Source organism: Castellaniella sp. UC4447_H14, assembly GCF_052978285.1.
The window spans coordinates 1886723-1911721 of sequence record NZ_CM129666.1 but is presented as its reverse complement, the minus strand read 5'-3'; the positions used below and the strand labels follow the sequence as shown (position 1 = coordinate 1911721).

Sequence of the window (24999 nt, the reverse complement as noted above, 5' to 3'; positions counted from 1 at the left end):
GTTCCCCTCAATCAGTGGAAGGAGACATAACAATGGAAGCTAAACTTTCGCGCCGCCAGTTCAATACATTCCTCGGAGCCGCGGCGCTGGGCAGCGTGGGCAGCGCATTCGCTGAAGCGAAACCGGGCGGCAAGCTGGTGGTTGGAACCTGGGGCGGGGATTACGGGAAGTTCGTGCGTGAGTACATCGTCACACCGTACCTGGATCCCAAGGGCATCACGACCGACTTCGCGCTGGACCAGACATCGCCGCGCCTGCTCAAGAACCTGGCAGAGAAGAGGCTGAGACACGGGTCCATGGATGTCACGGCCCTGACGTTCGATACCATGTATCAGGTCTGGAAAAACGGTGGCCTGTTGGAACTGGACCACAGTCGTATTCCCGCATATGGCGGTGTCCTGGACTTCCTGAAGAACCCCTATGCCGTGCCGCACATCTACACCGGTCGTGTCATCCTGTATAACGCCGAGAAGGTGAATCCGGCGCCCACCTCGTACGCTGACCTGTGGGATCCAAAGTACGCCAACAAGGTTGGGGTCATTGACATCCAGTATCAGACGACCATCGAATCGGCAGCGTTGATCAGCGGTGGATCCATGAGCAATTTCGAGCCGGGCAAGGCGAAGCTGCTGGAACTCAAGAAGCAGGGAGTGAAGGTCTATCCGACCAACGAGGCGATGGGGCAGGCCTTGGCTACCGGGGAGTGCTGGATGTGCATCATGTGGCTCGCCCGTGGAAGGCAATGGCAGCAGGACGGGGCTCCCATCAAGGTCGCCTATCCCAAAGAAGGGGTCGTTGTGTACGGGAACGGCTTCGGTATCCTGAAGAACGCCAGGAACGTGGATGCGGCGTATGCGTTCCTCAATGCTTCTCTGGAGAAACAGGCCCAAATATCTTTCGCGGACCATATGGGTTACATCCCACCCGTGAAGGGCGATGTGCTGTCCGCCGCCCTGGCTGAGAGAGTCGACGTACCCGCAGGCGAGAAGAGCAAGATCATCAACAGGGACTATGACTACCTGTTGAAGAACGATGCTCAGCTCCGGGATTGGTGGAACAAGGAGTTCAAGGGATAGACCCGCTCCGGATCAGCCATACTTCATACGAGTAGACCGTGCGAAAACATATCACAGCCTCGGCGATGCTGACCCCATCGCTTTTCCTTGTCATCCTGGTTCTGATAATGCCGCTCGGGCTGCTCGCCCGTTATAGCCTGAACGCTTTCGTGCCAGGGCAGTTCATGGTCGATGCACTGACCGGCGCGAATTACCTGCAGTCCTTCACGGATCCGTATTATCGTCAGATCTTGTTGCTGACCATCCTCATGTCGGTGGGGGTGACGATCGTCTGCCTCGTGATCGGGTTTCCCATGGCGCGGTTCCTCGCCAGCACGAGCTCCAGGTACAAGAGTCTGCTGATGCTGGCGATCATCATGCCGCTCTTCGTGGGCAATGCGGTGAGGGCGGCGGGCTGGATGGTCGCGTTCGGGCAGGAAGGTCTGGTAAACAAGATATTGCTGTTCACGGGGCTGATACACGCGCCCATTCAGATGATGTACACGACGACTGCCGTTTTCGTCGGCATCGTGTCGATCAACCTGTCGTTCGTCGTGCTGACGCTTCAGAGCGTCCTGGAAGGCCTCAATCCTTCAATTGAGGAGGCGTCCCTCAGCCTGGGCGCAAATCGTTTTGACACCTGGCGTCTGGTGGTAATTCCGATGGCCATGCCTGGCATCGCCGCCGCCTCCATACTGTGCCTGATTCTGACCATGAACGCCTATGCGACGCCCGTGTTGTTGGGCGGGCCGAATTTCATGATGATGGCACCGGCCGTTGCCGATCAGGTCTTGTTGCAAAGCAATTGGCCTATGGGCGCGGCACTGTCCTTTGTCCTTATTTTGACCACGGTCGTGCTGACGGCTCTCACTTACTGGTATTTGAAGCGCAGGACGGCCGTGGCCATTTAGCAGATGCGAGATGAGATCTGAAAAGATAATTCACGTGGTGCGGTGCCACGCCGCAGGCGAGGTGGGTGACGTGATCGTCGGGGGCGTCAGTCCGCCTCCCGGCGAGACGCTGTGGGAGCAGCGAAAGTGGATCCACCAGGACGGTACACTCAGGAATTTCGTGCTGAACGAGCCGCGGGGTGGCGTCTTCAGGCATGTGAATCTGCTGGTGCCGCCCAAGAACCCGCAGGCCGCGATGGGCTGGATCATCATGGAACCCGTCCATACGCCGCCCATGTCGGGATCCAATTCAATTTGTGTGGCGACGGTTCTCCTGGAAACAGGAATCGTTCCTATGCAGGAGCCGATCACGCGCTTTTCCCTGGAGGCTCCGGGAGGACTGGTGGAGGTCGAGGCCCGCTGCTCGAACGGTGTTACCGACTCTGTCAAGATATTCAACCGCCCGTCGTTCTGTGCCGCGATGGACGAGGATCTGGAAGTCGCCGGGCTGGGCACATTGAAGGTGGACATAGCCTACGGCGGTGACAGTTTTGTCATTGCCGATGCACCTTCCCTCGGCTTTTCGCTGGTGCCGTCGGAAGCCAGGGATTTGGCGGAGATCGGCATGAAGATACGCGCGGCTGCCACCGATCAACTGGGGTTCCGGCACCCTGACCATCCCGACTGGGCCCATATATCGTTTTGCCAGATCGCGGGCCCTGTCAGCCAGGAGGATGGCATTCTGACGGGGCGCAGCGCGGTTGCCATAGAGCCGGGGAAGCTGGACCGGTCGCCGTGTGGAACGGGCTGCTCCGCGCGGATGGCCGTCATGCACGCCAGGGGCCAAATGCGGGTTGGCGACTGCTACATAGGCACGTCGCTCATAGGGTCCCGCTTCATCTGCAAGATCGAATCTGAAACCGGTCTTCACGGCATACGAGCGATCCTGCCAAGCCTGTCGGGTCAGGCCTGGATAACCGGGACTGCGCAGCTCATGCTGGATCCGACGGATCCGTGGCCGCAGGGGTACCGGCTTTCGGATACATGGCCCGATTTACCTCTGAAATAGTTCAATTCCGCGGCTGTCATTTATAGAGTATGGAGGAGATTTGCATATGTCTTTCTTGTTCAAGGGCGGGAGATTCCTGAATCCCAGACTGGATACCCTTCAGGATGGCGTTGAGATCCTGGTCGAAGGCGGTAAGGTACGGGAGGTCTCGGATCACCCGATCAAGTCTTCATCGGCCCAGGCGATCGACCTGAAGGGCAAGGTGATCATGCCCGGCCTCATCGACTGCCACATCCACGTCTTTCTCAGCGAGGTGAATTTCGCCTATCTCGATGACGTGCCTCTTACCATGCTGACGGCGCAGGCGGGGGTCCTGATGCGCAACATGCTGATGCGCGGGTATACGACAGTCCGCGACACGGGCGGTGCCGACACGGGGATTCGGGATGCGGTGGCGCAAGGTCTGATGCTGGGCCCGAGGCTGTTCGTTGCGGGGGCGCCCGTCAGCCAGACCGGCGGCCATGGCGACTTTCGCAAGCGGACCCAGTCCAGGTTCGAATGCAGGTGTTGTTCGGCCCTTGCGTTCAACGCGCGGGTCGCGGACGGTGTGCCGGACGTGATCAAGGCGGTCAGGGACGAGCTGCGCAAAGGTGCGGATCACATAAAGATCATGTGTTCGGGAGGAGTCGCCTCCCAGAGCGACCCGCTGGAGAGCTTGCAGTATCGGCTGGACGAGATCGAAGCCGCCTGCGAGGAAGCCAATCGGTGGGGAAAGTATGTGGCCGCACACGCCTATTCGGCGGAAGCCGTCCGGCGTGCGGTGTCGTCCGGCGTGCGGACCATCGAGCACGGTAACCTGATGGATGAGAACGCCGCTGCTCTGATGGCCGAAAAAGGAGCCTTCCTCGTTCCGACGCTCGTTGCGTACGATTCCATGAAGCGGCGCGGCAAGGATTTCGGCATGTCAGACTACAGCCTGGAGAAGAACAAAACGGTCATCGAAGGGGGCTTGCGTTCTCTGGAGATGTGCCGCAGGGCAGGGGTGGAAATCGGCTTTGGGACGGACCTGCTGGGCCAATTGCAGAATGACCAGAGCCGTGAATTCCTCATTCGGAGCGAGGTTCTGAGCCCGGTCGAGGTCATCCGATCCGCCACGATCACCAATGCGCGCATCGTGCGTCAGGAAGGCTTGCTGGGTGAACTGATTCCCGATGCGTACGCCGATCTGCTCGTGGTCGACGGCAATCCGATGCAGGATCTGAACCTCTTCCAGGATGAGGGCGCTCATATGCCCTTCATCATGAAGGAAGGGGTGCCGGTCAAGAACGAGCTCTAGTCTCGCTGCGATCCGGACGGCGGACGCGGGGCCAGGGTGCGCCCGCCTGTTCGAGTAGAAGCCCCCTCGGCCTTGATCCGTTTGCTCATGTTGCGCTCAGGCCTAGGGCCCCTGACGGGCGGGAGCCCATACGCCGCAGGATTCGTAGCGTCTCTCCCGAGCCGGACTCAAGTCAAATGGACGCTGCCGGCCGCCTGGTTCTCACGCGGTAGCCGGCATAGAGAACCGCTATCCACACCGGCAGCACATACACGGCTGGCCGCGTATCGTCGAGCTGCGTCATCAGCGCCACCACCCCCAACAGGAAGGCCACGCACAGGTAATTCGTCCAGGGGTGCCAGGGCGACGGAAACAGCAGTTCCTTGCCCGCGTGCGCCTGCCGGAACTTCAGGTGCACCAGCACGATCATCAGCCAGGTGAGCGCGGCCGCCGCCGTCGCGACGGCCATCACGCGCATGAAGGCGCCTTCGGGGACCAGGAAATTGATCACCACGATCGCCAGCGTGCAGCTCGACGAAAACAGGATGCCCGCCCAGGGAACGCGCCGCCCGCTCAGCCGCAGGAAAACGCGCGGCGCGTTGCCCTGCTCGGCCAGGCTGTAGAGCATGCGGCCGTTGCTGTACATGCCGCTGTTGTAGACCGAGATGGCGGCCGTCAGCACCACCAGATTCAGGATGTCGGGTGCGGCCGGTATGCCCAGGCGAGAAAAGATCAGCACGAATGGAGAGCCCTGGGTGCCGATCTCGTTCCACGGGTACAGGACCACCAGCACCGCCAGAGCGCCGACGTAGAAGAGCAGGATGCGCCAGATCACCTGATTGATGGCGCGTGGGATGCTGCGCCGGGGATCGTCGGCTTCGCCGGCCGTGATGCCGATGAGCTCCGTGCCGCCGAAAGAAAACATCACCACGACCAGCGACAGCAGCAGGCCGCGGATGCCATTGGGCAGGAAGCCGCCGTGGATCCAGAGGTTGCTCAGGCCCGCGGCCCTGTGGTCGATGCCGCTTGCGATCAGTGCCAAGCCCAGCAGGATCATGCCGATGATGGCGGCGATCTTGATGAAGGACAGCCAGAATTCGCTTTCGCCAAAGGATCGCACGTTCAGCAGGTTGAGGGCGGTGACCGCCACCAGCACGGTCAGCGCGGTGGCCCACGAGGGGAAGTGCGGCAGCCAGTAGTTCACGTAAAGACCGACGACCGAAAGTTCGGCCATGCTCACCAGGATGTAGAGCAGCCAGTAATTCCAGCCCGATAGAAAACCGGCGAAGCCTCCCCAGTAACGGTAGGCAAAGTGGCTGAAGGCGCCCGCGACCGGTTCTTCGGTGGACATTTCCCCAAGCATGCGCATGATCAGGTAGATGGCCGCGCCGCCGATGAGATAGGAGAGAATGATGCCCGGGCCCACCAGCCGGATGGAAGCGGCCGATCCGTAGAACAGGCCGGTTCCGATGGCGCCTCCCAGAGCGATCATCTGGATGTGGCGGTTCTTCAGGGAGCGCGAAAGCGCCTCGGGACGTGAGGACGGCATGGGGTAGGGCGGCGGATTCCGGAGCGGCGGATCAGCGTGCGAAGAACAGTTCGTGCAGCGCAGCGCCTGGATCCGTCGCCCGCATGAAGGCCTCGCCCACCAGAAACGCATCCACATGGCGGGACCTCATCCGTTCCACGTCGACCGGCGCGAGAATGCCGCTTTCCGTGATCACGCGCTTGCCGGGCGGGATGTCCGCCAACATCGACAGCGTAGTCTCCAGGTGCGTCTCGAAGGTGCGCAGGTTGCGGTTGTTGATCCCCAGCAGCGGCGTCTGCAGGGCCAGCGCCGCATCCAGCTCGTCACGGTTGTGGATTTCGACCAGGACGTCCATTTCGAGTTCCTGCGCCACCGCCTCCAGCTCCAGCAGTTGCGACGGCGTCAGCGCGGCGGCGATGAGCAGTACGCAGTCGGCTCCGAGGGCCCGTGCATGGATGATCTGGTAGGGGTCGATCATGAAGTCCTTGCGCAGAACCGGCAGACTGCACGCGGCGCGCGCCTGGCGCAGATGATCGTAGCCACCCTGGAAATATTGCACGTCCGTGAGTACCGACAGACAGGCCGCCCCATGGCATGCGTATGCGGCGGCGATGTCCGCCGGATTGAAGTCGGCGCGGATGACGCCCTTCGAGGGCGAGGCCTTTTTGATTTCCGCAATGACGGCCGGTTTGCCCTGGGCGATTTTGTCTTCTATGGCTCGTGCGAACCCGCGAATGTCCTGGCGGCTCTTGGCCTCGCGCAGCAGATCGGCTTCGCTGCGCATTTGGCGGGAAGCGACGATTTCGGCGCGTTTGGTGTCCAGTATCGTGCTGAGAATGTCGGTCATTTCGTGAATGTTTGGGTGAAGCTGCGGAATTGTTCAAGTTTCTCGCGGGCGGCCCCCGAGGCGATGAGCTCGAACGCCTGCCCAATGCCAGCCTGGATGGACGCCGCGACGTTGCCGGCATAGAGCGCCAGGCCCGCGTTCAGCGCCACGATGTCGCGTGCCGTGCCGGCCGTGTCGTTCAGGGCCGAAAGTATCAGCTCCGCGGATTCGTCGCGGTTGGCGACCTTGATGCTGCGGTTGGACATCATGGCCATGCCGAAGTCTTCAGGGTGGATCTCGTATTCGCGTACCTCGCCGTCCTTCAGCTCGCCGATCAGCGTGGAGGCGCCAAGCGATGCCTCGTCCATGCCGTCCTTGCCGTGGACGACGAGCACGTGCCGCGAGCCCAGGCGTTGCAAAACGCGCACCTGGATCCCCACGAGGTCGGAGTGGAAAACCCCCATCAACTGGTTGCCCGCGCCTGCGGGATTGGTGAGCGGGCCCAGGATGTTGAAGATAGTGCGTACGCCCAGTTCGCGTCGTACCGGGGCGACATTCTTCATGGCGCCGTGATGCGCGGGCGCGAACATGAAGCCGATATTGGTGACCTCGATCGATTCGGCCACCTGGTCGGGTGTCGCCTGGATGTTGACCCCCAGCGCCTCCAGCACATCGGCGCTGCCAGACGACGATGAGGCGCTGCGATTGCCATGCTTGGCGATCTTCACGCCGCCTGCGGCCGCCACGAACATCGCTGCGGTGGAAATGTTGAAGGTGTGCGAGCCGTCGCCGCCCGTGCCGCACATGTCGAGCAGATCCTGGGGGTAGGGGGTGGTGACGGCCAGCGCGAACTCGCGCATGACCTGCGCGGCCGCCGTGATCTCGCCCACGGTCTCCTTCTTGACCCGCAAGCCCATGAGCAGCGCGCTGGCGATCTGGGGAGACATTTCGCCGCGCATCAGCATGCGCATGAGTTCGAGCATCTCGTCATGGAAAATCTCGCGGTGTTCGATGCAGCGAACCAGGGCTTCGGCGGGGGTGATCAATGGCATGGACAGGTTCCTCTCAGATGGGCTCGGATCACAGATCCAGAAAGTTTCGCAGCAGTGCGTGGCCGTGTTCGCTCAGCACGGATTCGGGGTGGAACTGCACGCCGTAGACTGGCAGGGTCTTGTGCGCCACTCCCATGATCTCGCCGTCTGGAGTTTCGGCGGTAATGGTCAGACAGTCCGGGAGGGTTGCGCGCTCGATCGCCAACGAATGGTAGCGGGTGACAGTGAAGGGAGAGGGCAGCCCCGCGAAGACGTCCGTGCCGGAGTGCGTGACGGGCGAGACCTTGCCGTGCATGATTTGCTGCGCGCGCGTGATGGTGCCGCCAAATGCCACGCCGATTGCCTGGTGCCCCAGGCAGACGCCGAGGATGGGTTTGCGGCCCGCGAACTCGCGGATGAGTTCGACCGAGATGCCGGCTTCGGCGGGCGTACAAGGGCCGGGAGAGAGGCAGATGCCGTCCACGTCCAGCGCCCTGGCCTGCGCAACGTCGATCTGGTCGTTTCGTGCCACCGTGACCTGCGCCCCCAGTTCGCCAAAATATTGCACCAGGTTGTAGGTGAACGAATCGTAGTTGTCGATCATGAGCAGTTTCATGGCGTCCCCATCGTCAGCGGCAAAGGGGCCTAGGCGCGACACGAACGGGCGCGGGACTGCGGTGCGTGTATGAGGAGGTTGGTACGGTCATGGTCTTCCTTGGTAGGAGCCGCCGCACCGGAGACAGATTCGAATGGACCTTTGCCTGCCAGGACGGCGGCAAAGTGTGCGATGAATCACGCAGGAGGTTGCCGCCTCTAAGAGAGGCGCCACCAAGTCGATGCGTGGGTGCTCGCGTTAAATTTCATGCAGGCATTCTACTGTGCGCTCCAGTACCTGTCGAGAGCGGGTAAATACCGACTCGGCACGCCCGGCACGTGTCGAGGTTCGGGACTTCTGGAGATGCATGCTTCTCGCGCAGCTGGCGTATATTCTCGCTGGAGGCTTTTGCGGTCCCGGGTTTGGAAGCCTTCTTGCGTGGCGCATTCTTGCGCCTTCGTTCTGTTTGTCGCCTCTTGCACACCATTTGCCGAACATGATCATCTCTGCTTCCACCGATTACCGCGCAGCCGCCAAACGCCGCCTGCCGCCCTTTCTGTTCCATTATGCGGACGGCGGCGCCTACGCCGAATACACGCTGCAGCACAACGTCAGCGACCTCGCGGGCATCGCGCTGCGGCAGCGGGTGCTGCGCGACATGTCCACGCTGGACTTGAGTACGCGTGTATTCGGGGAGTCGCTGTCCATGCCGGTGGGAATTGCGCCGGTCGGGCTGGCCGGCATGTACGCGCGCCGCGGCGAGGTCCAGGCGGCGCGGGCGGCGGACCGTCACGGCATCCCGTTTACGTTGTCGACCGTGTCGCTGTGCCCGATCGAGGAAGTCGCTCCCGCGATCAGTCGGCCCATGTGGTTTCAGCTCTATGTGCTGAAGGATCGCGGCTTCATGAAAAGTGTGCTGGAGCGCGCGCAGGCGGCTGGCGTCACCACGCTGGTATTCACGGTGGACATGCCGGTGCCCGGTGCCCGTTATCGCGATGCCCATGCCGGTATGAGCGGTCCCCATGCCGCCTTGCGCCGCTATTGCCAGGCCGTGTGCCACCCTGGTTGGGCCTGGGACGTGGGGCTTTGGGGACGTCCGCACGATCTGGGCAACGTGTCCCGGTACCTGGGCAAGGCCACCGGTCTGGAAGACTATATCGGCTGGCTGGGCAACAATTTCGACCCCTCCATTTCGTGGAAGGACCTGGAGTGGATCCGCGATTTCTGGAAGGGGCCCATGGTCATCAAGGGCATCCTGGATCCGGAGGACGCCCGCGACGCCGTGCGCTTCGGGGCGAACGGCATCATCGTCTCCAACCATGGGGGGCGGCAGCTCGACGGCGTGTTGTCTTCAGCCCGGGCGCTGCCGGCCATTGCCGACGCTGTGAAGAGCGATCTGACCGTGCTCGCCGATTCCGGCGTGCGCACGGGGCTGGACGTGGTGCGCATGCTGGCGCTGGGCGCCGACATGGTCCTGCTGGGACGCGCCTACGTCTACGCGCTGGCGGTGGGCGGGGAGGCCGGAGTCTCGAATCTGCTGAGCCTCATCGAAAAGGAAATGCGCGTGGCCATGACGCTGACGGGCGCCCGCACCATCGCGGACATTACGCGGGATTCGCTGGTGCGGAACGTCTGACGCCAGCCCGCCTCAGATGGGCTCGTCCAGCCCGAACTGCACCTGCTCCGCTGCCCGCAGCAGGGCGCGGGCCTTGGCCTCGGTTTCCTGGTATTCCTTTTCCGGGTCGGAGTCGGCCACAATGCCGGCGGCGGCCTGCACGTACAGCATGCCGTCGCGAATGATGCCGGTGCGGATGGCGATCGCCAGGTCCATCTCGCCGCCATAGCTCAGGTAGCCGGCTGCGCCGCCGTAGATGCCGCGCCGCACGGGTTCCAGCTCGTCGATGATTTCCATCGCGCGGACCTTGGGCGCACCGGTGAGTGTCCCGGCGGGGAACGTCGCGCGCAGTACATCGATGTTGCTCATGCCGTCGTTCAGCTCGCCGCGCACGTTGGACACCAGGTGCATGACGTGCGAATAGCGCTCGATGGTCATGGTGTCGGTGACTTCCACCGTGCCGGTTCTGGCGACACGGCCGATATCGTTGCGGGCCAGATCGATCAGCATCACATGCTCGGCGCGCTCCTTGGGGTCGGCGATCAATTCCTGCTCCAGGCGCAGGTCTTCTTCCTGGGTGGTGCCGCGCTTGCGCGTTCCAGCCAGGGGCCGGATGGTGACGGTGTCGCGACTCTGGCCGTCGAGGACTTCATGGTCCTTGCGGACCAGGATTTCCGGCGAGGCACCCACGATGTGGAACGTGTCGAAATTCCAGTAGTACATGTAGGGCGAAGGATTCAGCGACCGCAGTGCCCGGTACAGCGACAAGGGCGAGTCCCGGAACGGTTTGGCGATCACTTGTCCGACCTGGACCTGCATGAGGTCTCCGGCGGCGATGTAGTCCTTAGCCTTGCGCACCGCTTCCAGATAGTCCTCTTTCTTGAAGTCGCGTTCGGTCGGGGTCTGCATGCTGGCGTACGCGTAGGGGATCACCACCGGCGTGCGCAGTTTTTCGCGCAGCGCCTTCAGGCGTCGCCGTGCCAGCGCGTAGGCTTCAGGCTGTTGCGGATCCGCATAGACGATCAGATAGGTACGACCGGCCAGGTTGTCCACGATCACCAGTTCGTCGACGTGCATCAGCATGATGTCCGGTGTGCCCGGCTGCTGCCCGGCGGGCCGGGGTTTGACGCAAGGTCCCAGGCGCGGTTCGATGTGGCGGACCGTGTCGTACCCGAAGTAGCCGGCGAGACCGCCCGCAAAGCGCGGCATGCCCGGGCGAAGCGCGACCTTGAAGCGGGCCTGGTAATCCTCGATGAACGCCAGCGGGTCGCCTTCGTGGGTTTCCACGACCTGCCCCTTCGTCACGACTTCGGTGGTGGTGCCGGTCGCCCGGATGAGCGTCTTGGCCGGCAGCCCGATGAAGGAATAGCGCCCGAATCGCTCTCCGCCCACCACGGATTCCAGCAGGCAGCTGTTGCGCCCGGCTTCCGGCCCGGCATGGGCGAGCTTCAGGTAGATGGCCAGCGGTGTGTCCAGATCCGCATAGGTTTCCGCGATCAGCGGAATGCGGTTGTAGCCTTGGGCGGCCAGTGCATTGAATTCGATTTCTGTCATAGCGCTCTCTGGTGGTATGCCAGCCGGGACAGAGTCGATGCGCCCGGCCAATCTGGGATCCGGGCTGTCAGCTAGGGTCGTGCGCAACGGTGCGCAGACCGGGTCACCATTACCCCGGATACGAGCGCCACCAGCGCCAGGTGGCGAGCGTCGCGGTCGGGTAATAGCGGATGACTATCATGCGTGTTCGGTGTGGGAAGACGTCTCGGCGGCCCAGCGGGCCGCCTCAATGATGGAAGCCACTATAGCATTCGCAGGCAGGCTCTGCACGGGGTTGCCTTCGTTGTAGCCGTAAGGCAGCGCCAGCATCGACATGCCGGCAGCCTGGGCGGCCAGCGCGTCGTTGATGGAGTCGCCGATGAACAGGGCCTGGCCCGGCCGTATGCCCAGCAGGTCGCAGGCGTGCATCAGAGGCATGGGATCGGGCTTTTTGCGCGGGCAGGTGTCGCCGCAGACGATGATCTCGAAGAAATCGGTCAGGCCCTGCTGGCGCAGCAGCGGCACCGCGAATTCCGTGCTCTTGTTGGTCACGACCGCCAGTCGCATGCCCTGGGCCTGGAAGTCCTGCAGCCCCGCCAGAACGCCAGGGTACAGGCGGCTGTGCTTGCCGTTGAGCTTGCGGTAGTGGTCCGTGTAGCGTGCCAGGCCCCGCATGACCAGGTCCACCCCTGCCGGCGAGCCCTCGTGGCTCAGCGAGCGGATGACCAATTGCTCCATTCCCTTGCCGACGTAGGTGGCCAGGATGTCCTGCGAAATCGGCGTCATGCCCATGTCCAGCCGCATGGCGTTGGCCGCGCCAGCCAGATCGGGAATCGTGTCGATCAGTGTGCCGTCCAGGTCGAACAGAATTCCGGAAAATTGCATAGTGGTGGGAGATTGGCATTGCGCCGGCGCTGTGCCGGATTGGATGGCCGTCATCGTACCATCATGTGCCGGCATTCGTCGTGAACAGACCTCTGTCGGCCGCTATATCAGCCGACTCGGCGCTGGGTGTCGCCCTGGGCGATGCCGGCGCGCAACGCCGTGATGACCTGGAGGTAGTCGGGCTGTCCGAAGATGGCCGACCCGGCGACGAAAGCATCGGCGCCTGCCGCACGGATGCTGGCGATGTTTTCAGTCTTGACTCCCCCGTCGACTTCCAGATCGATGGCTTGGCCGCCCTGGTCCGTCCAGCGGTCGATGCGGGCGCGCGCCTGAGCGAGCTTTTCCAGTGTGTGGGGGATGAAGGACTGCCCCCCGAAGCCCGGATTGACGGACATCAAAAGGACCAGATCCAGACGGTTCATCACGTCGTCCATCCAGCACAGCGGCGTAGCCGGATTGAACACCAAGCCCGCCCGGCAACCGTGGTCGCGAATGAGCGCCAGCGTCCTGTCCACATGACGCGAAGCCTCGGGGTGGAAGCTGATGATATTGGCCCCCGCCTTTGCGAAAGCGGGCACCAGGGCGTCCACCGGCTCTACCATCAAATGCACGTCGATGGGCGCCTCGGTGTGCGGGCGCAGCGCTGCGCATACCATCGGGCCCATGGTCAGGTTGGGGACAAAATGGTTGTCCATGACATCGAAGTGGATCCAGTCCGCGCCGGCCGCGACGACGCGGGCGACTTCTTCGCCCAGTCGCGCAAAGTCCGCTGACAGCAGGCTGGGAGCGATGCGGGCGGGATGCAGTTCAGTCATGGCGAAGAGGGGTCCGGTTGTGTCATGATGTGTGTTTATGCCGCCTATTTTAGTGCACCCGTTTTCAGCATGAAAAAGCTTCTGTGGTCCGCGATCCTGCTTGCCGCGCTCAATGCCTGTACTTCGGTTTCCGTCGAACAGCCCGGCGCGCCGTCGCCAACCGCGCCTGCGGAATTGCCACCCCTGTCGGTGCCGCCACTCTCGAGCCTGCCTGAGACGCCGGCGCGTCCGCTGCAAGGGCACTACGCCCCCGCTCGCTGGGAGAGCCTCCCGGACTGGACGTCCGACGGGCTGTTCCATGTCTGGAAAGGCCTGCTCAATGATTGTCGGGGACTGATGCGGCCGGTGCCCGAGTCCCTGGCCAATCCCGCCCGCGCGAACCCTCGCGCCTGGCAGCCGGTCTGCCAGGCGGCGGTCCAGGCCAATATGGGGCTGGCGGCCGACGGCGATGCCGTGCGCCGCTTCCTGCAGGCGCACCTGCGCCCCTGGCGGCTGGAACAGGCTCCGGGGCGCCCGGCCAGCGGGCTGGTCACCGGGTACTACGAGCCGTTGATCCATGCCTCGCACACACGCGGTGGAGCGTATCAATGGCCGTTGTATGCCACGCCGTCTGATCTGCTCGTCGTGGACCTCGGCACCGTCTATCCGGAACTTGCGGGCAAACGCGTGCGAGGCAAGCTCGAGGGTCGGCGGGTGGTGCCCTATGACACTCGCGCCGAAATCGCCGCCAATCCGGCGCGCCAGCCGCCCGTCATCGTCTGGGCCAGCGATCCTGTGGAAGCCTTCTTCCTGCAGATCCAGGGCTCCGGACGCGCGGTCTTGCCGGACGGTTCCGTCGTCCGGCTGGCTTATGCCGACCATAACGGCCGGCCGTATGTCTCCATCGGTCAGTGGCTGGCACGCCAGGGCGAGATGCCGTTGGCTCGGACGTCGATGCAGAACATCAAGCAGTGGGCGCGCAGCCACCCTGATCGGGTGCAGCAGATGCTCAACGTCAATCGAGCCATGGTGTTCTTCCGCGAAGAGGCCATCACCGACGCGGAGCTGGGTCCCGCCGGCGCGTATGGGGTGCCGCTGCCCCCCCAGCGGGCCATCGCCGTGGACACGAGCTTCGTGCCGCTGGGGACGCCGGTGTATCTGGATACGCAGCAACCGGGCGGCGGTGCGCCGCTGCGGCGGCTGGTCTATGCGCTGGATACGGGCGCTGCGATCAAGGGCGCGGCCCGGGCCGACTTCTACTGGGGCACGGGCGATGCGGCGGGTGCGTCGGCCGGGCGCATGAAGCAGCCCGGCCAGATGTGGTTGCTGTGGCCTATCCAGGCCGGTGTGCCCACTGCGCGGTGAGAGCCGGCTCGGTCGGAGCCGCTTCACCAACCGTCACACCGGTTGCAATCGCCCGTCGCGTCGGCCTGGGCCTCAGGTTAATATAAGCCCATGAAAAGGCAGGAATCCATTGTCGTCTGCGGCACCGGCATCGTGGGCTTGGCGTGCGCTCTGTCGCTGGCTCGCCAGGGCCTGGCCGTGCGGCTGCTCGGCCCGCGCAACGCTGTCGCGGCACCGGTCCGGGATACATACTGTCCGCGCGTCTATGCCTTGTCGCCCGCCAGCCGTGACCTCCTGGATCGCTTGGGCGCCTGGCGCCTGATGGATGCGCAGCGCGTCAGCGACATCGAAGCCATGGAAATCTATGGCGATGCGGACGGGGTTCTGAATCTGTCCGCTTGGCAGGACGCCCAGGGCGCCATGGCCTGGATCGTCGAATCCAGCGAAATCGAGCGCGCTTTGCAGCAGGCCGTGCAGGTTCTGGGGATTCCCTGGATCGAAGACCGCTTTGCGTCGCTGGCGCCGGATGCGGCCCGTGATGGCGTGGGGCCTTCGGGCCGCTCCGCCGTGCGAATCACGACCTCGGGGGGCCAGATACTGCTGGCAGACCTGCTGATCGGCGCGGACGGAGCGCATTCCCCGGTGCGGCAGGCGGCGGGCATTCCGCATGAATACACGCCCTATGGCGACATGGGAGTAGTGGCCCATCTGAATATCGGACGCCCGCATCAGAATCGGGCGTTCCAGTGGTTCACGGGCGATGCGGTCTTTGCCGTGCTTCCGTTGCCCGATTCCGCGGAGGGCCCGCAGGCATCGCTGGTCTGGTCGCTACATGAAGGCATGGCTCGCGAATGGCTGGCCATGTCGCCCGAGACCCAGGATACGTTCTTTGCGGCCCGGGCGCTGTCCATCACGGGAAACCGGCTGGGGCGGCTGGCATTGCGGACCCGGCCGCAGGGCTTTTCGCTGAGCCTTGAGCGCAGCACGCTGGTCGCGCCTGGTGTGGCGCTGGTGGGTGATGCCGCGCATCGTGTGCACCCGTTGGCAGGGCAGGGACTGAACCTGGGCCTTGCGGACGTTCAGGCGCTGGCCGACGTGCTGCGGCGCCGTGAATCCTATCGCTCCGTGGGCGACGAGCGGCTCCTCGCGCGCTATCGCCGCGCCCGCGCGCAGTCCGTCTGGGCCATGACCTTGGTGACGCACGGCCTGCATCGGCTGTTCGGCACCGACTGTGCCCCCGTGGCCTGGGCGCGCAATGCCGGCATGCGGATGGCCGATGATCTTCCTTTTCTCAAACGCAGATTGATTCAGGCGGCTGCCGGTCGCTGAGGTCCCGTGCTGTCGGACGGGACGCGGATGGTATTTTTATCGAGGTTTTTCATGAAGTTTTCTTTGAGTCTGGCGGCGCTGCTCATGGGCGCCAGTCTTGCGGTCGCTGCCGCGCCCACGACCCCGCCGGCGTCCGCCGACCAGAAGGCCACGCCGGCCGTGGCGGTCACGGAAACGACGCCTGACGAGTCGCTGGCCCCCGCCGGTGCGGGAGATTCGACCCAGACGCTTCCGCCTGAACAGGCGGCGGCCGTCACCAAGGCCTTCGAATCGCGTTTTCCCGGCATCCACGTGGACGGTGTGCGGATGACACCGATGCAGGGCATCTACGAAATCCAGGTGGGGATGGACCTGCTCTATACCGACGCTTCCGTGGACTATGTGTTGCAGGGCTCGCTCATCGACGCAAAGGGCAAGCGCGACCTGACGGCGGAGCGGCTGGAGTCGCTGCAGCAGGTGGCTTTCGACAGTCTGCCGCTGGAGAATGCCATCAAGATCGTCAAGGGCAACGGCTCGCGCAAGCTGGCCACCTTCGAGGATCCCAACTGTCCGTACTGCAAACAGTTTCACCATACGCTGGCCAGCGTGGACAACGTGACGGTCTATGTGTTCCTGTTCCCCATCCTCGCGCCCGATTCGGCGACCAAATCGCGCGATATCTGGTGCGCGGCCGATCCGGCAAAAGCCTGGAACGACTGGATGGTGGATGGCAAGGCGCCGGCACAGGCAGACTGCAAGACGCCGCTGCAGGACAATCTGGCGCTCGGGCGCAAGCTGAACGTGCAAGGGACTCCGGCACTGTTCTTTGGCAACGGTACCCGCGTCAACGGGGCCTTGCCGCTGGCGTCACTGCAGGAAAAACTGAAGGCCCAAGGCAAGGGCTGACCCGCCTGCGACCACGGGCGGCGCCCGCAGTCGCCCGCCTTACTTCAGCAGCATCCAGGCGCCATTTTTCACAGTGATCATCTCGCGGCCCCGCTCGTCGAAGCCGCTGTGGTCCTGCGGGCTCATGTTGTAGACGCCCTGAGTCGCCACCAGTTCATGGGTCTGCTCCAGCGCGTCGCGCAGCGCTTTGCGAAAAGCGGGAGTGCCTGGTTTGGCATGCTGGCCGGCGATGGGGAGTGCGTGATGCAGCAGCAGGCCGGCGTCATAGACGTTGGCCCCGAACGTCGCCGGCCGCTCCCCGTACAAAGCTTCATACTGCTGGATGTAATGCGCGGCAATGGGCTTGGACGGATTGCTGTCGGGAATTTCGGGCAGCACCAGCATCAGGCTGGCGGCGAGAATGGTTCCGTCCACGGCCTTGCCGCCCAGCTTCAGGAAGGCCGGCAGGGCGGCGCCGTGCGTCTGGTAGAACTGCCCTTTGTAGCCCTGCCCGACCAGAGTGACTTGAGGCAGTGCCGCCGCACCGCCCGTCCCGGCGACCAGGATCGCGTCGGGGCGGGCGGCCAGCAGCTTCAAGGCCTGTCCGGTGACGGAGCTGTCGGTTCGCTGATAGCGTTCCGAGGCGATCAGCTTCAGGCCATTTTCCTGGGCGAGCTTGCTGAAGACCCGATGCCAGTCATCCCCATAGGCGTCGGCGAAACCGATGAAGCCGACCGTATGGATGCCGCGCTTGGTCATGTCGCGCACCAGCGCCCGGGCGATGATGTCGGTATTCTGCGTGGTCTTGAAGGCCCACTTTTTCTCGGGCGTCATGGGCAGCACCACCGAAGCCGCACCCACTGGCGCCAGCATCGGGGTGCCGGACTCCGCGGCGAACTGCAGCACGCTCATGGCGTTGGGAGATCCCGTGGGGCCGATGATGGCATCGACGTGGTCCTCGGAAATGAGCTTCTTGAAGGCCGCTACAGTCTGCGAGGGGTCGCTGGCATCGTCGAGCGCGATGTACTGGAGGCTCAGGTCACCCGCCCTGGCCGGCAGCAGCGGCACCGTGTTCTTCTGTGGAATGCCGACCAGCGCCGTAGGTCCGGTCGCGGACGCCACCACGCCGATCTTCACCTGCGCCTGACCGGTCAGGGGGCTCATGGACAGGACGGCTGCGCTCAGCAGGACTGCCGGCAAGAGGGATCGCACGATGGGGCCTCCGATGGATGTGCATGATGGAGGATTTTGGCACGATTGCGCGAGGCAGTGGGCACGCTCGTCCGCCCCATCGCCCTGGGGCTTGTGTCAGTCGAACTGTCCCAACCAGTCTTCGATGGGCATCGGGCGGCCCAGCAGGTAGCCCTGAAGGGCATCGCAATGCTGGCTGCGCAGGAAGTCGGACTGGGCCGGCGTTTCCACGCCCTCGGCCACGGTGCGAAGGCCAAGCTGTCGCGCCATGGTCAGGGCCATCTGTACGATGGCGGCGGCGTCCTGGTCATAAGGCAGATCCTGCACCAGACTTTTGTCGATCTTGAGCTCGAATAGCGGCAGGCGTTTCAGGCAGGCCAGATTCGAGTAGCCGGTGCCGAAGTCGTCCACGGAGAACCGCACGCCCAGTTCGCGGATCTCTGCCATGCACTTGGCGGCGGCGCCGTAGTCTCCCAGCCACGTCCCTTCGGTGACTTCCAGAATCAGCATCTGGCTGGGCGCGCCGGACGCTTCCAGCACATGCCGCACGCGACCCGGAAAGTCATGCTCGAGCAGGCAGCGGGGGCTGATGTTGACGGAAATCAGGTAATTGAGCCCGCGCGCCGACAGCGTCTTCAGGGCTTCGCAGGCCCGGGCCATGCCCCAGTCGGTGATCTGTCCGAGCAGGCCCATCTTGTCGGCCAGGGGGATGAACACGTCGGGCGGAATCATCCCGTGCGTGGGGTGATGCCAGCGGGCCAGCAGCTCCGCGCCGACGACTTTCCCGTCGCAGGAATGCTGAGGCTGGGCGTACACCCGCAGTTGCGGCGTCCCCAGCGCGCGCACCAGATCCTGTTCCAGCCACAGGCGTTGCTCCAGGTCGTGTTGCAACGCCTGCTCGTAGAAGGTCATCCGGTTGCCGCCCTGCGCCTTGGCCTGGTGCATGGCGATGTCCGCCTCCCGCATCGCCGCGTGAGCCGACCCTGTGCCCGCGTTCAGCATCGTCATGCCGGCCGACACCTTGAGCGTGAAGGGACTCTGACCGATGGCCAGCGGGGCGTCGCTCAGCGCCGCCATGACGGTTCGCGCCAGTTCGGTTGCCTGTCCGGCGCTTTCGTCGGCATGGTTGCCCAGCTGTGTCAGCAAGACGGCGAAGACATCGCCATTGATGCGTGAGACGGTGTCGCGCGCGCGGGTGCCACTGATCAGGCGCTGGGCGACATCCCGCAGCACCTGATCGCCCCGGTCGAAACCCTGGCTGTCGTTGACTTTCTTGAAGTCGTCCAGGTCCAGTATCAGGAGCGCGCCGTTTTCGCCCTCGTCGCGGGCCAATTGAACGACCTGGGTCAGGCGGCGTATCAGAAAGCGGGCGTTGGGCAGATCCGTGAGCGCGTCGTAGAACGTCAGCTTGTGGGCGCGAGCCTCGGCCTCGATGCGGTCTGTCACGTCGGTCATGATCGTGCAGATGGACTCGATCCGGTCCTTTGTATCGCGCAGCGGTACCTTCACGATCTGGTAGGTGCGGATCTTGCCCGTTGCGAGCGAAGAAATGCGTTTCTGCGTGGTGACGCGCTGTCCCGATTCCAGCACCTGCTGTTCGTCGCGTTCGACGGCCGCGATGATGTTGTCTTCGGTCAGCAGCTCGCGGTTGTGGCGCATGACGAGTGCGCTGGCCGGCAGGCCGAAGAACTCGCAGGTCTTGGGGTTGGCGTATTGGTAGCGGCCTTCGCGGTCCTTGATGTGGATCAGCTCGCCGGTGGTGTCCAGAATGGTGCTGAGCCGGCTTTCGCTTCGAGCGACCCGACGGCGGTAGGTGCGCTCACGGTGCCAGGCGTAGAACGCCAGAAACACCAGAGCCAGGAGTGTGATGATCAGTGCGCCGAGCATGGCCTGTCAGGTGGTGAGCCGGAACCGCGCCGACCGTTGGCGAGAGACCAACGGCCGGCACCCTGCGCGTCTGTCACACGATCGGCTGCAGGGGGCGCCAGCCCCGCGCCGCTGGCGGAGATTACGAATGTGCAATCTCGGACCGTTCGGAATGGATCTTACCTGAATTGCCTCAGAACTCGGTCCATTCCTCATTGTCGTCGGGCGCGGGGCGGTTCGGCGCGCGCAGGGCGGGCTTGGCGATGGCATGGGCGCGGGGCGCGGGCTCGGCCCGGCGTGGGCGCTGCGGTGTGGGGCTGATGACCTTTTCGGGGGCCGCGGGCAGCCGGGGGGGCTGTTGGACTCCATCCGCCGTGGGGATGCCCTTGCCCGGCTTTGCACCGGCGCCGGCTTTGCCGTCGGCCGCGCTGGGCGCTGTGTCGGCCTGCGCGGCACCGCTGTGGTCGAGGCGGAAAGTCTCGACCAGTCGCGCCAGCGTGTCGGCCTGTTCCTGCAGGCTGCTGGCCGCGGCGGCCGACTCTTCCACCAGGCTGGCGTTCTGGCGGGTGACATCGTCCATCTGCGTGACGGCGGTGTTGATTTCCTCGATGCCGGTGGTCTGCTCCCGGTTGGCCGCGCTGATCTCGCCCATGATGTCGGTGACGCGGTTGATGCCGTCCACGATGTCCTGCATGGTCGACCCTGCGTGGCTTGCCTGCTCGTTCCCCTTTGATGTGGATGCCACCGAAGCGTCGATGAGCGTCTTGATTTCCTTGGCTGCGGCGGCGCTGCGCTGGGCCAGCGCGCGCACTTCCGAGGCCACCACGGCAAAGCCCCGGCCTTGCTCGCCCGCACGGGCGGCTTCCACGGCGGCGTTCAGTGCCAGGATGTTGGTCTGGAAGGCGATGGAGTCGATGACGCTGATGATGTCGGCGACCTGTTGCGATTTCTGGTTGATCTCGCCCATGGTGGTGACGAGTTCGGCCACGATGGCGCCGCCGTCGGTGGCCGTCTTGGCGGCGGTCGCCGCCAGCGTGTTGGCCTGCTGGACGTTGTCGGCGTTCTGGCGCACCGTGGCGGTGATTTGCTCCATGGTGGCGGCAGTCTGCGCCAGCGAGCTCGCCTGTTGTTCGGTCCGCGAGGACAGGTCAAGGTTGCCGCTGGTGATCTGTGCCGCTGCCGATGCGATCGACGTAGCCCCGGAGCGCACCTCGCTCACGGTAGTGCGCAGGCTGCGCGTCATGGCCTGCAGCGCCTGCAGGAGCTTGCCGATTTCGTCCTGGCTCTTGGCGTGGACCTCCTGGGTCAGATCCCGCTGTGAAATCGACTCGGCGACCTTCACGGCCCGCGACAGCGGGTGCGTGACCCCGCGCGTGGTACGCCAGGCAAACAGGGGCCCCAGGATGAGCGCGAGCAGCGTGGCAATGGCCAGCAGCGTCAGCCCCAACTGGTTGGCGTGGTGGCTTTCGGCAAACAGCCTGCCCACGTAGTCATCCTGGAATGCGGACAGCTTGTCGATCTGGGCGATGTATTCGGCCGTGATCTTCGGCATTTGCTGGTTGAAGAAGGTGTCGGCCTTGCTGTAGTCGCCGTTGTCCAGATCCTTGAATGCCTGTGCGCGTCCCTTGCGGTAGGTATCGCGGACCTGGATGATTTTCTGGTACAGGCTTTTGGCTTCGGGAAGCGACATCGCTTCGCCGATCTTCTGGCCGATTTCGTCGGCTTGCTTGTCCGAGGCGGCCATGCCTTTCTTGAACACGACCAGCACGTCGGGGTTGGTCAGATTGGCGGCGGCCAGCGCCTGGTTGGCGTTCACGTCGACCGCTCGGGCCCACTGGAAGACCAGGGCGTTGATTCGCTGGCGGCCATCCAGCACCTGATTGGCCTGCTGCGTGTCGAGTATGCGCCAGGCGCCCATCCCCGCGAGGACGAGCAGCAGAACGATGATGAGACCAAAGCCCAGCGCGAGCCGGGTACCGATTTTGAGGTTGCGCATGTTGCCCTCTGGGTGGCTGAAGTCGTCGAATCCGCGCAGCCAGCCCTTCCCGGGCCGATCTGTGCAGTCGGTTGTTTCCGATTGTACGAAGCCGGCGAAATTTCAAAGCGTGCAACAGGCCCCGGGTGCCGCCCCAGTTCGTCGTGAAAAATGAGGTTCGATGGAGGCCGCGGTGCGCGTCCAGCCTGCATAGCGGCCGTTCGCGCGGCGGCCGCGCGTCAGATCGAGGCCGGACTGTCCGTCGCGTAGCCGTTCGGGTTTTCCGACTGCCAGCGCCAGGCGTCGGCCATCATCTGCGCCAGGCCTCGGCTGGCCTGCCAACCCAGCTCACGTCGCGCTTTGCTGGCGTCGGCCCAGCATTCCGCGATGTCGCCTGCGCGCCGGTCCGTGATGGTGTAGGGGATGCGGCGGCCGGATGCGGCCTCGAAGGCACGGACCATGTCCAGTACCGAGTAACCGGTGCCGGTCCCAAGGTTCCAGGTGTGAACGCCTGTGTGTTCGGCCAGATAGTCCAATGCCGCCAGATGGCCCTGGGCCAGATCGACGACATGGAGGTAGTCCCGGACCCCGGTGCCGTCCGGGGTGGGGAAGTCGCCGCCGAAGACCGAAAGCTGCTTCAGCCGCCCGACGGCGACTTGCGTGATGTAGGGCAGCAGATTGTTGGGGATGCCGTGCGGATCTTCGCCGATGCGCCCGCTGGCGTGGGCGCCGACCGGATTGAAATAGCGTAGCAGTGCGATCGACCAGCGCGGATCGGACCGGCCAAGATCCTGCAGAATCTGTTCCACCATGAGCTTCGAGCGCCCATAGGGGTTGGCGGGGATGCCGGTCGGGCAGCTTTCATCGACGGGCATCGTGGCCGGGTCCCCGTAGACAGTGGCCGACGAGCTGAAGACGAGGCGGCGTACGCCCGCCGCCGCCATGGCCTCGCACAGCACGATGCTGCCGCTGACGTTATTGTCGAAGTACCGCAGCGGCTCGGCGACGCTTTCACCTACGGCCTTCAGGCCTGCGAAATGCACCACGCCGGCGACGGCGGTGTCGGTGAAGATGCGGTCCAGCAGTGTGCGGTCGCGGACGTCACCCTGGATGAAGCCTGGCTCGCGGCCCGTGAGCGCCGTGACTCGTCGCAGGGATTCGCGGGAACTGTTGCTGAGATTGTCGAGCACCAGAACGTCCTGGCCGGCGGCCAGGAGTTCCAGTACGGTATGGGAGCCGATATAGCCGGCTCCGCCGGTCACCAGTAGTGTCATGAGTCAGACAGAGGCATCGTTCGAGCCATGCATGCTATCAGATGGCTGCGGAGGACGCGGTGCGCCACCGGCTCGAGGGACGCTAGTGTCCCGTCCGGTTGGTTCGTGTCCTTGAATTCGGATGCATGCGCCATCCAGACAAGGCGCGAACCGCAGTGATAGCAAGGGCTATCACGAGGATTTGCAACGCAGTATGGGTGGTGTAGGCGCCGAATTCAAACATCAGGATCAACCGAACGGGACACTAGGCCTTGGGCGTGTAGGCGCTGCACCAGCCCTTCTCGGCCACGTCCTGGCCCGAGAAGATCGGACAGGGCCCCCAGGGGTCGCCCGGTTTGCCTTGGTAGAGCTTGCAGGTGGCACAGTGTTCACCTGGCTTGAACTTCGGTTGGGCCTTGGCATCCACCTGGGATGCATCGTGTTTGTAGCCAAGCTGCTTGGCCAGTGCGCTGTTTTCGTCGACGTGCTGGGCGGCCGTCGCCTGGCGCGAAAGCGCCAGGGCGGAGACCACGCCCGCACTGGAAATCAGGAAACTGCGTCTTGTTGTCGACATGCGAACTCCTTGACAAAGAACCCTCGCGGCCTGAACAGGCTTTTTGGCCTTCATTATTCGCCTCGCGGCCCCTGCTGACAAGCCGGCCTCCGCCAACAGCCCCCATGCCGAACCTTTTCTCTAGCGGGCCGTCAACCGGTAGACGCCGGTTTCCAGGCGAGTCAGCCCACGTGCGGCAAAGTTCGGTTCCTGATCCAGGATGTCGCGGGTCTCCAGCGGTTCGATGCGCCAGCGATCCCCGAACCGCATGGTCACTTCGGTGTCGGGGACCGAGAAGGGCGGCCCTTGCATTTCCTGCTGCGGATAGTCGAGCGTCAGCAGCAGCGTCCGGCAGCCTTCCGGCAGGCGATGGTAGACGCGTTCGACGTAGCGTTGGCGCAGCTCGGGCGGCAACGCGATCAGGGCGGCGCGGTCGTAGCACCCCTCTATGGTGGCCAGCGTGGCGGCGGAGAGCTTCAGGACGTCTCCGCACAGATACTGGATGTGGCCGGCCTGGTAAATCGTCCCTTCGGGTGTCTGGCGGGTCTCCGGATGCAAATCGTGCTCGCGAAAGAACTGATCGACGGCCAGCGGTGAAATCTCCACGGCCAGCACCTCGTGGCCCTGCGCGGCGAGCCACGCCACGTCGAGCGATTTGCCGGCAAGGGGGACCAGTACGCGGCCCGGCACGGGGACGCGCAGGCCGCTCCAGTGCTTTTGCAGTAGCGGCATCACACGTGACTGGTGAAAGCCGATCTGGCCCTGCTGCCAGCGTTGCAGCCAGAAATCTGTATCCATGGGTTTGGCTCCTGACGAGTGTATCGTCCAAGTGTCGCAGAAATTGGCCGGCATGCGGCCCGTGGCGCGGGATGCGTCCCCCCCGGGGAGGCAGCCGGGCGGTGCCCGGGAACCGTGGCATGCCGATACAGGACCATACATCGCGAAACTTGCCAGGGGCTGGTGTGATGCGGATCATGAAACGGTCTTTTCAACTGCTACAGGAGCCGGATATGAATCAGGCGATGAAAGCATTCCTGGCCGCATCCGCGATCGCCCTCGGACTGACAGCGCCTCTGGCGTTCGAGCGCACGGCGGATGCGCAGGCCGCCTACGAGAGGGTCGACCAGCCCACTGACGAGCAGCTTCAGCGTTATGCCACGGCCGTGCGTGAAGTCAGCGCGGTGGCAGCCGAATACCAGCCCAGGCTGGAGGCGGCTCAGGGCAATCAAGCCAAACAGGCGGTACGCGTCGAGGCGGATCAGCGTATGGTTGAACGAGTCCAGGCGCGCGGCATGAGCGTCGCGGAATATAACGGCATCAGCGAGGCCGTGCGGGCGGATCCCGCCCTGCGCGCGAAGGTCGAGCGCCTCGTCGGGCAGTAGAGCCGGTGAGGCGCCCGTCATCAGCCGGGCACCGGTATGGCTGCCGTCACGGTGTGCCGGGGGGGCTCCGAGGGCTTTCGGGGAAGCCCGCCGCCAGCCGATATGTTGCAAATATATTTACCGGATATTAGACTGGGGTCTTCGCTCTGCAACCGAGTAGGAAATC

The 24999-nt window shown here is 64.0% G+C and carries 22 protein-coding genes; 9 read left to right on the top strand and 13 right to left on the bottom strand.

What is annotated here, in order from left to right; genetic code table 11:
• Window positions 1-32: 32 nt before the first annotated feature.
• The 4 genes from ACVCMJ_RS09170 to ACVCMJ_RS09155 are packed head-to-tail and all read left to right on the top strand — an operon-like array spanning window position 33 to window position 4290.
• The gene (locus ACVCMJ_RS09170; RefSeq protein WP_447081110.1) at window positions 33-1076 is read left to right on the top strand and encodes an ABC transporter substrate-binding protein; all 1044 of its coding nucleotides are present in this window, start codon (window positions 33-35) and stop codon (window positions 1074-1076) included.
• 38 nt (window positions 1077-1114) lie between these two features.
• The gene (locus ACVCMJ_RS09165; protein ID WP_447081109.1) at window positions 1115-1966 is read left to right on the top strand and encodes an ABC transporter permease; all 852 of its coding nucleotides are present in this window, start codon (window positions 1115-1117) and stop codon (window positions 1964-1966) included.
• A gap of 10 nt (window positions 1967-1976) precedes the next feature.
• A complete protein-coding gene (locus ACVCMJ_RS09160) occupies window positions 1977-3014 on the top strand; it encodes a trans-3-hydroxy-L-proline dehydratase (protein ID WP_447081108.1) in 1038 nt (345 codons plus the stop codon).
• 46 nt (window positions 3015-3060) lie between these two features.
• On the top strand, window positions 3061-4290 hold the full coding sequence (locus ACVCMJ_RS09155; protein ID WP_447081107.1) for an amidohydrolase family protein: 1230 nt from the start codon (window positions 3061-3063) through the stop codon (window positions 4288-4290).
• Window positions 4291-4462: 172 nt separating this feature from the next.
• Here the strand turns inward: ACVCMJ_RS09155 and ACVCMJ_RS09150 are convergent, their stop codons facing one another.
• The 4 genes from ACVCMJ_RS09150 to ACVCMJ_RS09135 are packed head-to-tail and all read right to left on the bottom strand — an operon-like array spanning window position 4463 to window position 8270.
• Window positions 4463-5818: an amino acid permease gene (locus ACVCMJ_RS09150; protein WP_447081106.1), complete on the bottom strand. Its 1356-nt coding sequence runs from the start codon at window positions 5816-5818 to the stop codon at window positions 4463-4465.
• Window positions 5819-5849: 31 nt separating this feature from the next.
• Window positions 5850-6644 (bottom strand): indole-3-glycerol phosphate synthase TrpC, encoded by a 795-nt coding sequence (trpC, locus tag ACVCMJ_RS09145; protein ID WP_447081105.1) that lies wholly within the window; start codon window positions 6642-6644, stop codon window positions 5850-5852.
• The gene (gene trpD, locus ACVCMJ_RS09140; RefSeq protein ID WP_447081104.1) at window positions 6641-7675 is read right to left on the bottom strand and encodes an anthranilate phosphoribosyltransferase; all 1035 of its coding nucleotides are present in this window, start codon (window positions 7673-7675) and stop codon (window positions 6641-6643) included. The genes trpC and trpD overlap by 4 nt, the downstream gene beginning before the upstream one ends.
• A gap of 28 nt (window positions 7676-7703) precedes the next feature.
• Window positions 7704-8270 (bottom strand): anthranilate synthase component II, encoded by a 567-nt coding sequence (locus ACVCMJ_RS09135; protein ID WP_447081103.1) that lies wholly within the window; start codon window positions 8268-8270, stop codon window positions 7704-7706.
• 475 nt (window positions 8271-8745) lie between these two features.
• Here ACVCMJ_RS09135 and lldD point away from each other — a divergent pair, with 475 nt between their 5' ends.
• Window positions 8746-9885 carry an FMN-dependent L-lactate dehydrogenase LldD gene (lldD, locus tag ACVCMJ_RS09130; RefSeq protein ID WP_447081102.1) on the top strand — a complete coding sequence of 380 codons (1140 nt, stop codon included), beginning with the start codon at window positions 8746-8748 and terminating at the stop codon, window positions 9883-9885.
• A gap of 12 nt (window positions 9886-9897) precedes the next feature.
• On the opposite strand, the gene trpE is transcribed toward lldD, so the two are convergent.
• The 3 genes from trpE to rpe form a co-directional block, all read right to left on the bottom strand.
• Entirely contained in the window at window positions 9898-11418 is a 1521-nt protein-coding gene (trpE, locus tag ACVCMJ_RS09125) for an anthranilate synthase component I (RefSeq protein ID WP_447081101.1), read from the bottom strand.
• Window positions 11419-11595: 177 nt separating this feature from the next.
• Window positions 11596-12282, bottom strand: a complete 687-nt coding sequence (locus tag ACVCMJ_RS09120) for a phosphoglycolate phosphatase (protein WP_447081100.1) — start codon at window positions 12280-12282, stop codon at window positions 11596-11598.
• Between the two features lie 107 nt (window positions 12283-12389).
• Entirely contained in the window at window positions 12390-13097 is a 708-nt protein-coding gene (rpe, locus tag ACVCMJ_RS09115; protein ID WP_447081099.1) for a ribulose-phosphate 3-epimerase, read from the bottom strand.
• A gap of 69 nt (window positions 13098-13166) precedes the next feature.
• On the opposite strand from rpe, the gene mltA reads away from it, so the two are divergent.
• From mltA to ACVCMJ_RS09100, 3 genes are all read left to right on the top strand, one after another.
• Window positions 13167-14441, top strand: coding sequence for a murein transglycosylase A (gene mltA, locus ACVCMJ_RS09110; protein ID WP_447081098.1), 1275 nt, complete (start codon window positions 13167-13169; stop codon window positions 14439-14441).
• Between the two features lie 90 nt (window positions 14442-14531).
• Complete coding sequence (locus ACVCMJ_RS09105) at window positions 14532-15749, top strand: FAD-dependent monooxygenase (protein WP_447081097.1); 1218 nt, start codon at window positions 14532-14534, stop codon at window positions 15747-15749.
• Between the two features lie 51 nt (window positions 15750-15800).
• Window positions 15801-16634, top strand: coding sequence for a DsbC family protein (locus ACVCMJ_RS09100; RefSeq protein WP_447081096.1), 834 nt, complete (start codon window positions 15801-15803; stop codon window positions 16632-16634).
• Window positions 16635-16673: 39 nt separating this feature from the next.
• On the opposite strand, the gene ACVCMJ_RS09095 is transcribed toward ACVCMJ_RS09100, so the two are convergent.
• The 6 genes from ACVCMJ_RS09095 to ACVCMJ_RS09070 all read right to left on the bottom strand — a co-directional run bounded on the left by ACVCMJ_RS09095 (window position 16674) and on the right by ACVCMJ_RS09070 (window position 24249).
• Window positions 16674-17777 carry an ABC transporter substrate-binding protein gene (locus ACVCMJ_RS09095; RefSeq protein ID WP_447082716.1) on the bottom strand — a complete coding sequence of 368 codons (1104 nt, stop codon included), beginning with the start codon at window positions 17775-17777 and terminating at the stop codon, window positions 16674-16676.
• Between the two features lie 144 nt (window positions 17778-17921).
• Window positions 17922-19691, bottom strand: a complete 1770-nt coding sequence (locus ACVCMJ_RS09090) for a putative bifunctional diguanylate cyclase/phosphodiesterase (protein WP_447081095.1) — start codon at window positions 19689-19691, stop codon at window positions 17922-17924.
• Window positions 19692-19863: 172 nt separating this feature from the next.
• Complete coding sequence (locus ACVCMJ_RS09085; protein ID WP_447081094.1) at window positions 19864-21666, bottom strand: methyl-accepting chemotaxis protein; 1803 nt, start codon at window positions 21664-21666, stop codon at window positions 19864-19866.
• A gap of 218 nt (window positions 21667-21884) precedes the next feature.
• Window positions 21885-22919 (bottom strand): UDP-glucose 4-epimerase GalE, encoded by a 1035-nt coding sequence (gene galE, locus ACVCMJ_RS09080; protein ID WP_447081093.1) that lies wholly within the window; start codon window positions 22917-22919, stop codon window positions 21885-21887.
• Between the two features lie 244 nt (window positions 22920-23163).
• A complete protein-coding gene (locus ACVCMJ_RS09075; protein ID WP_447081092.1) occupies window positions 23164-23472 on the bottom strand; it encodes a high-potential iron-sulfur protein in 309 nt (102 codons plus the stop codon).
• A 120-nt stretch (window positions 23473-23592) separates the two neighbouring features.
• Window positions 23593-24249 carry a thiopurine S-methyltransferase gene (locus tag ACVCMJ_RS09070; protein WP_447081091.1) on the bottom strand — a complete coding sequence of 219 codons (657 nt, stop codon included), beginning with the start codon at window positions 24247-24249 and terminating at the stop codon, window positions 23593-23595.
• A gap of 224 nt (window positions 24250-24473) precedes the next feature.
• Between ACVCMJ_RS09070 and ACVCMJ_RS09065 the strand changes: the two genes are divergently transcribed.
• Window positions 24474-24833 carry a DUF4168 domain-containing protein gene (locus ACVCMJ_RS09065; protein ID WP_447081090.1) on the top strand — a complete coding sequence of 120 codons (360 nt, stop codon included), beginning with the start codon at window positions 24474-24476 and terminating at the stop codon, window positions 24831-24833.
• The last annotated feature ends 166 nt before the right edge of the window (window positions 24834-24999 follow it).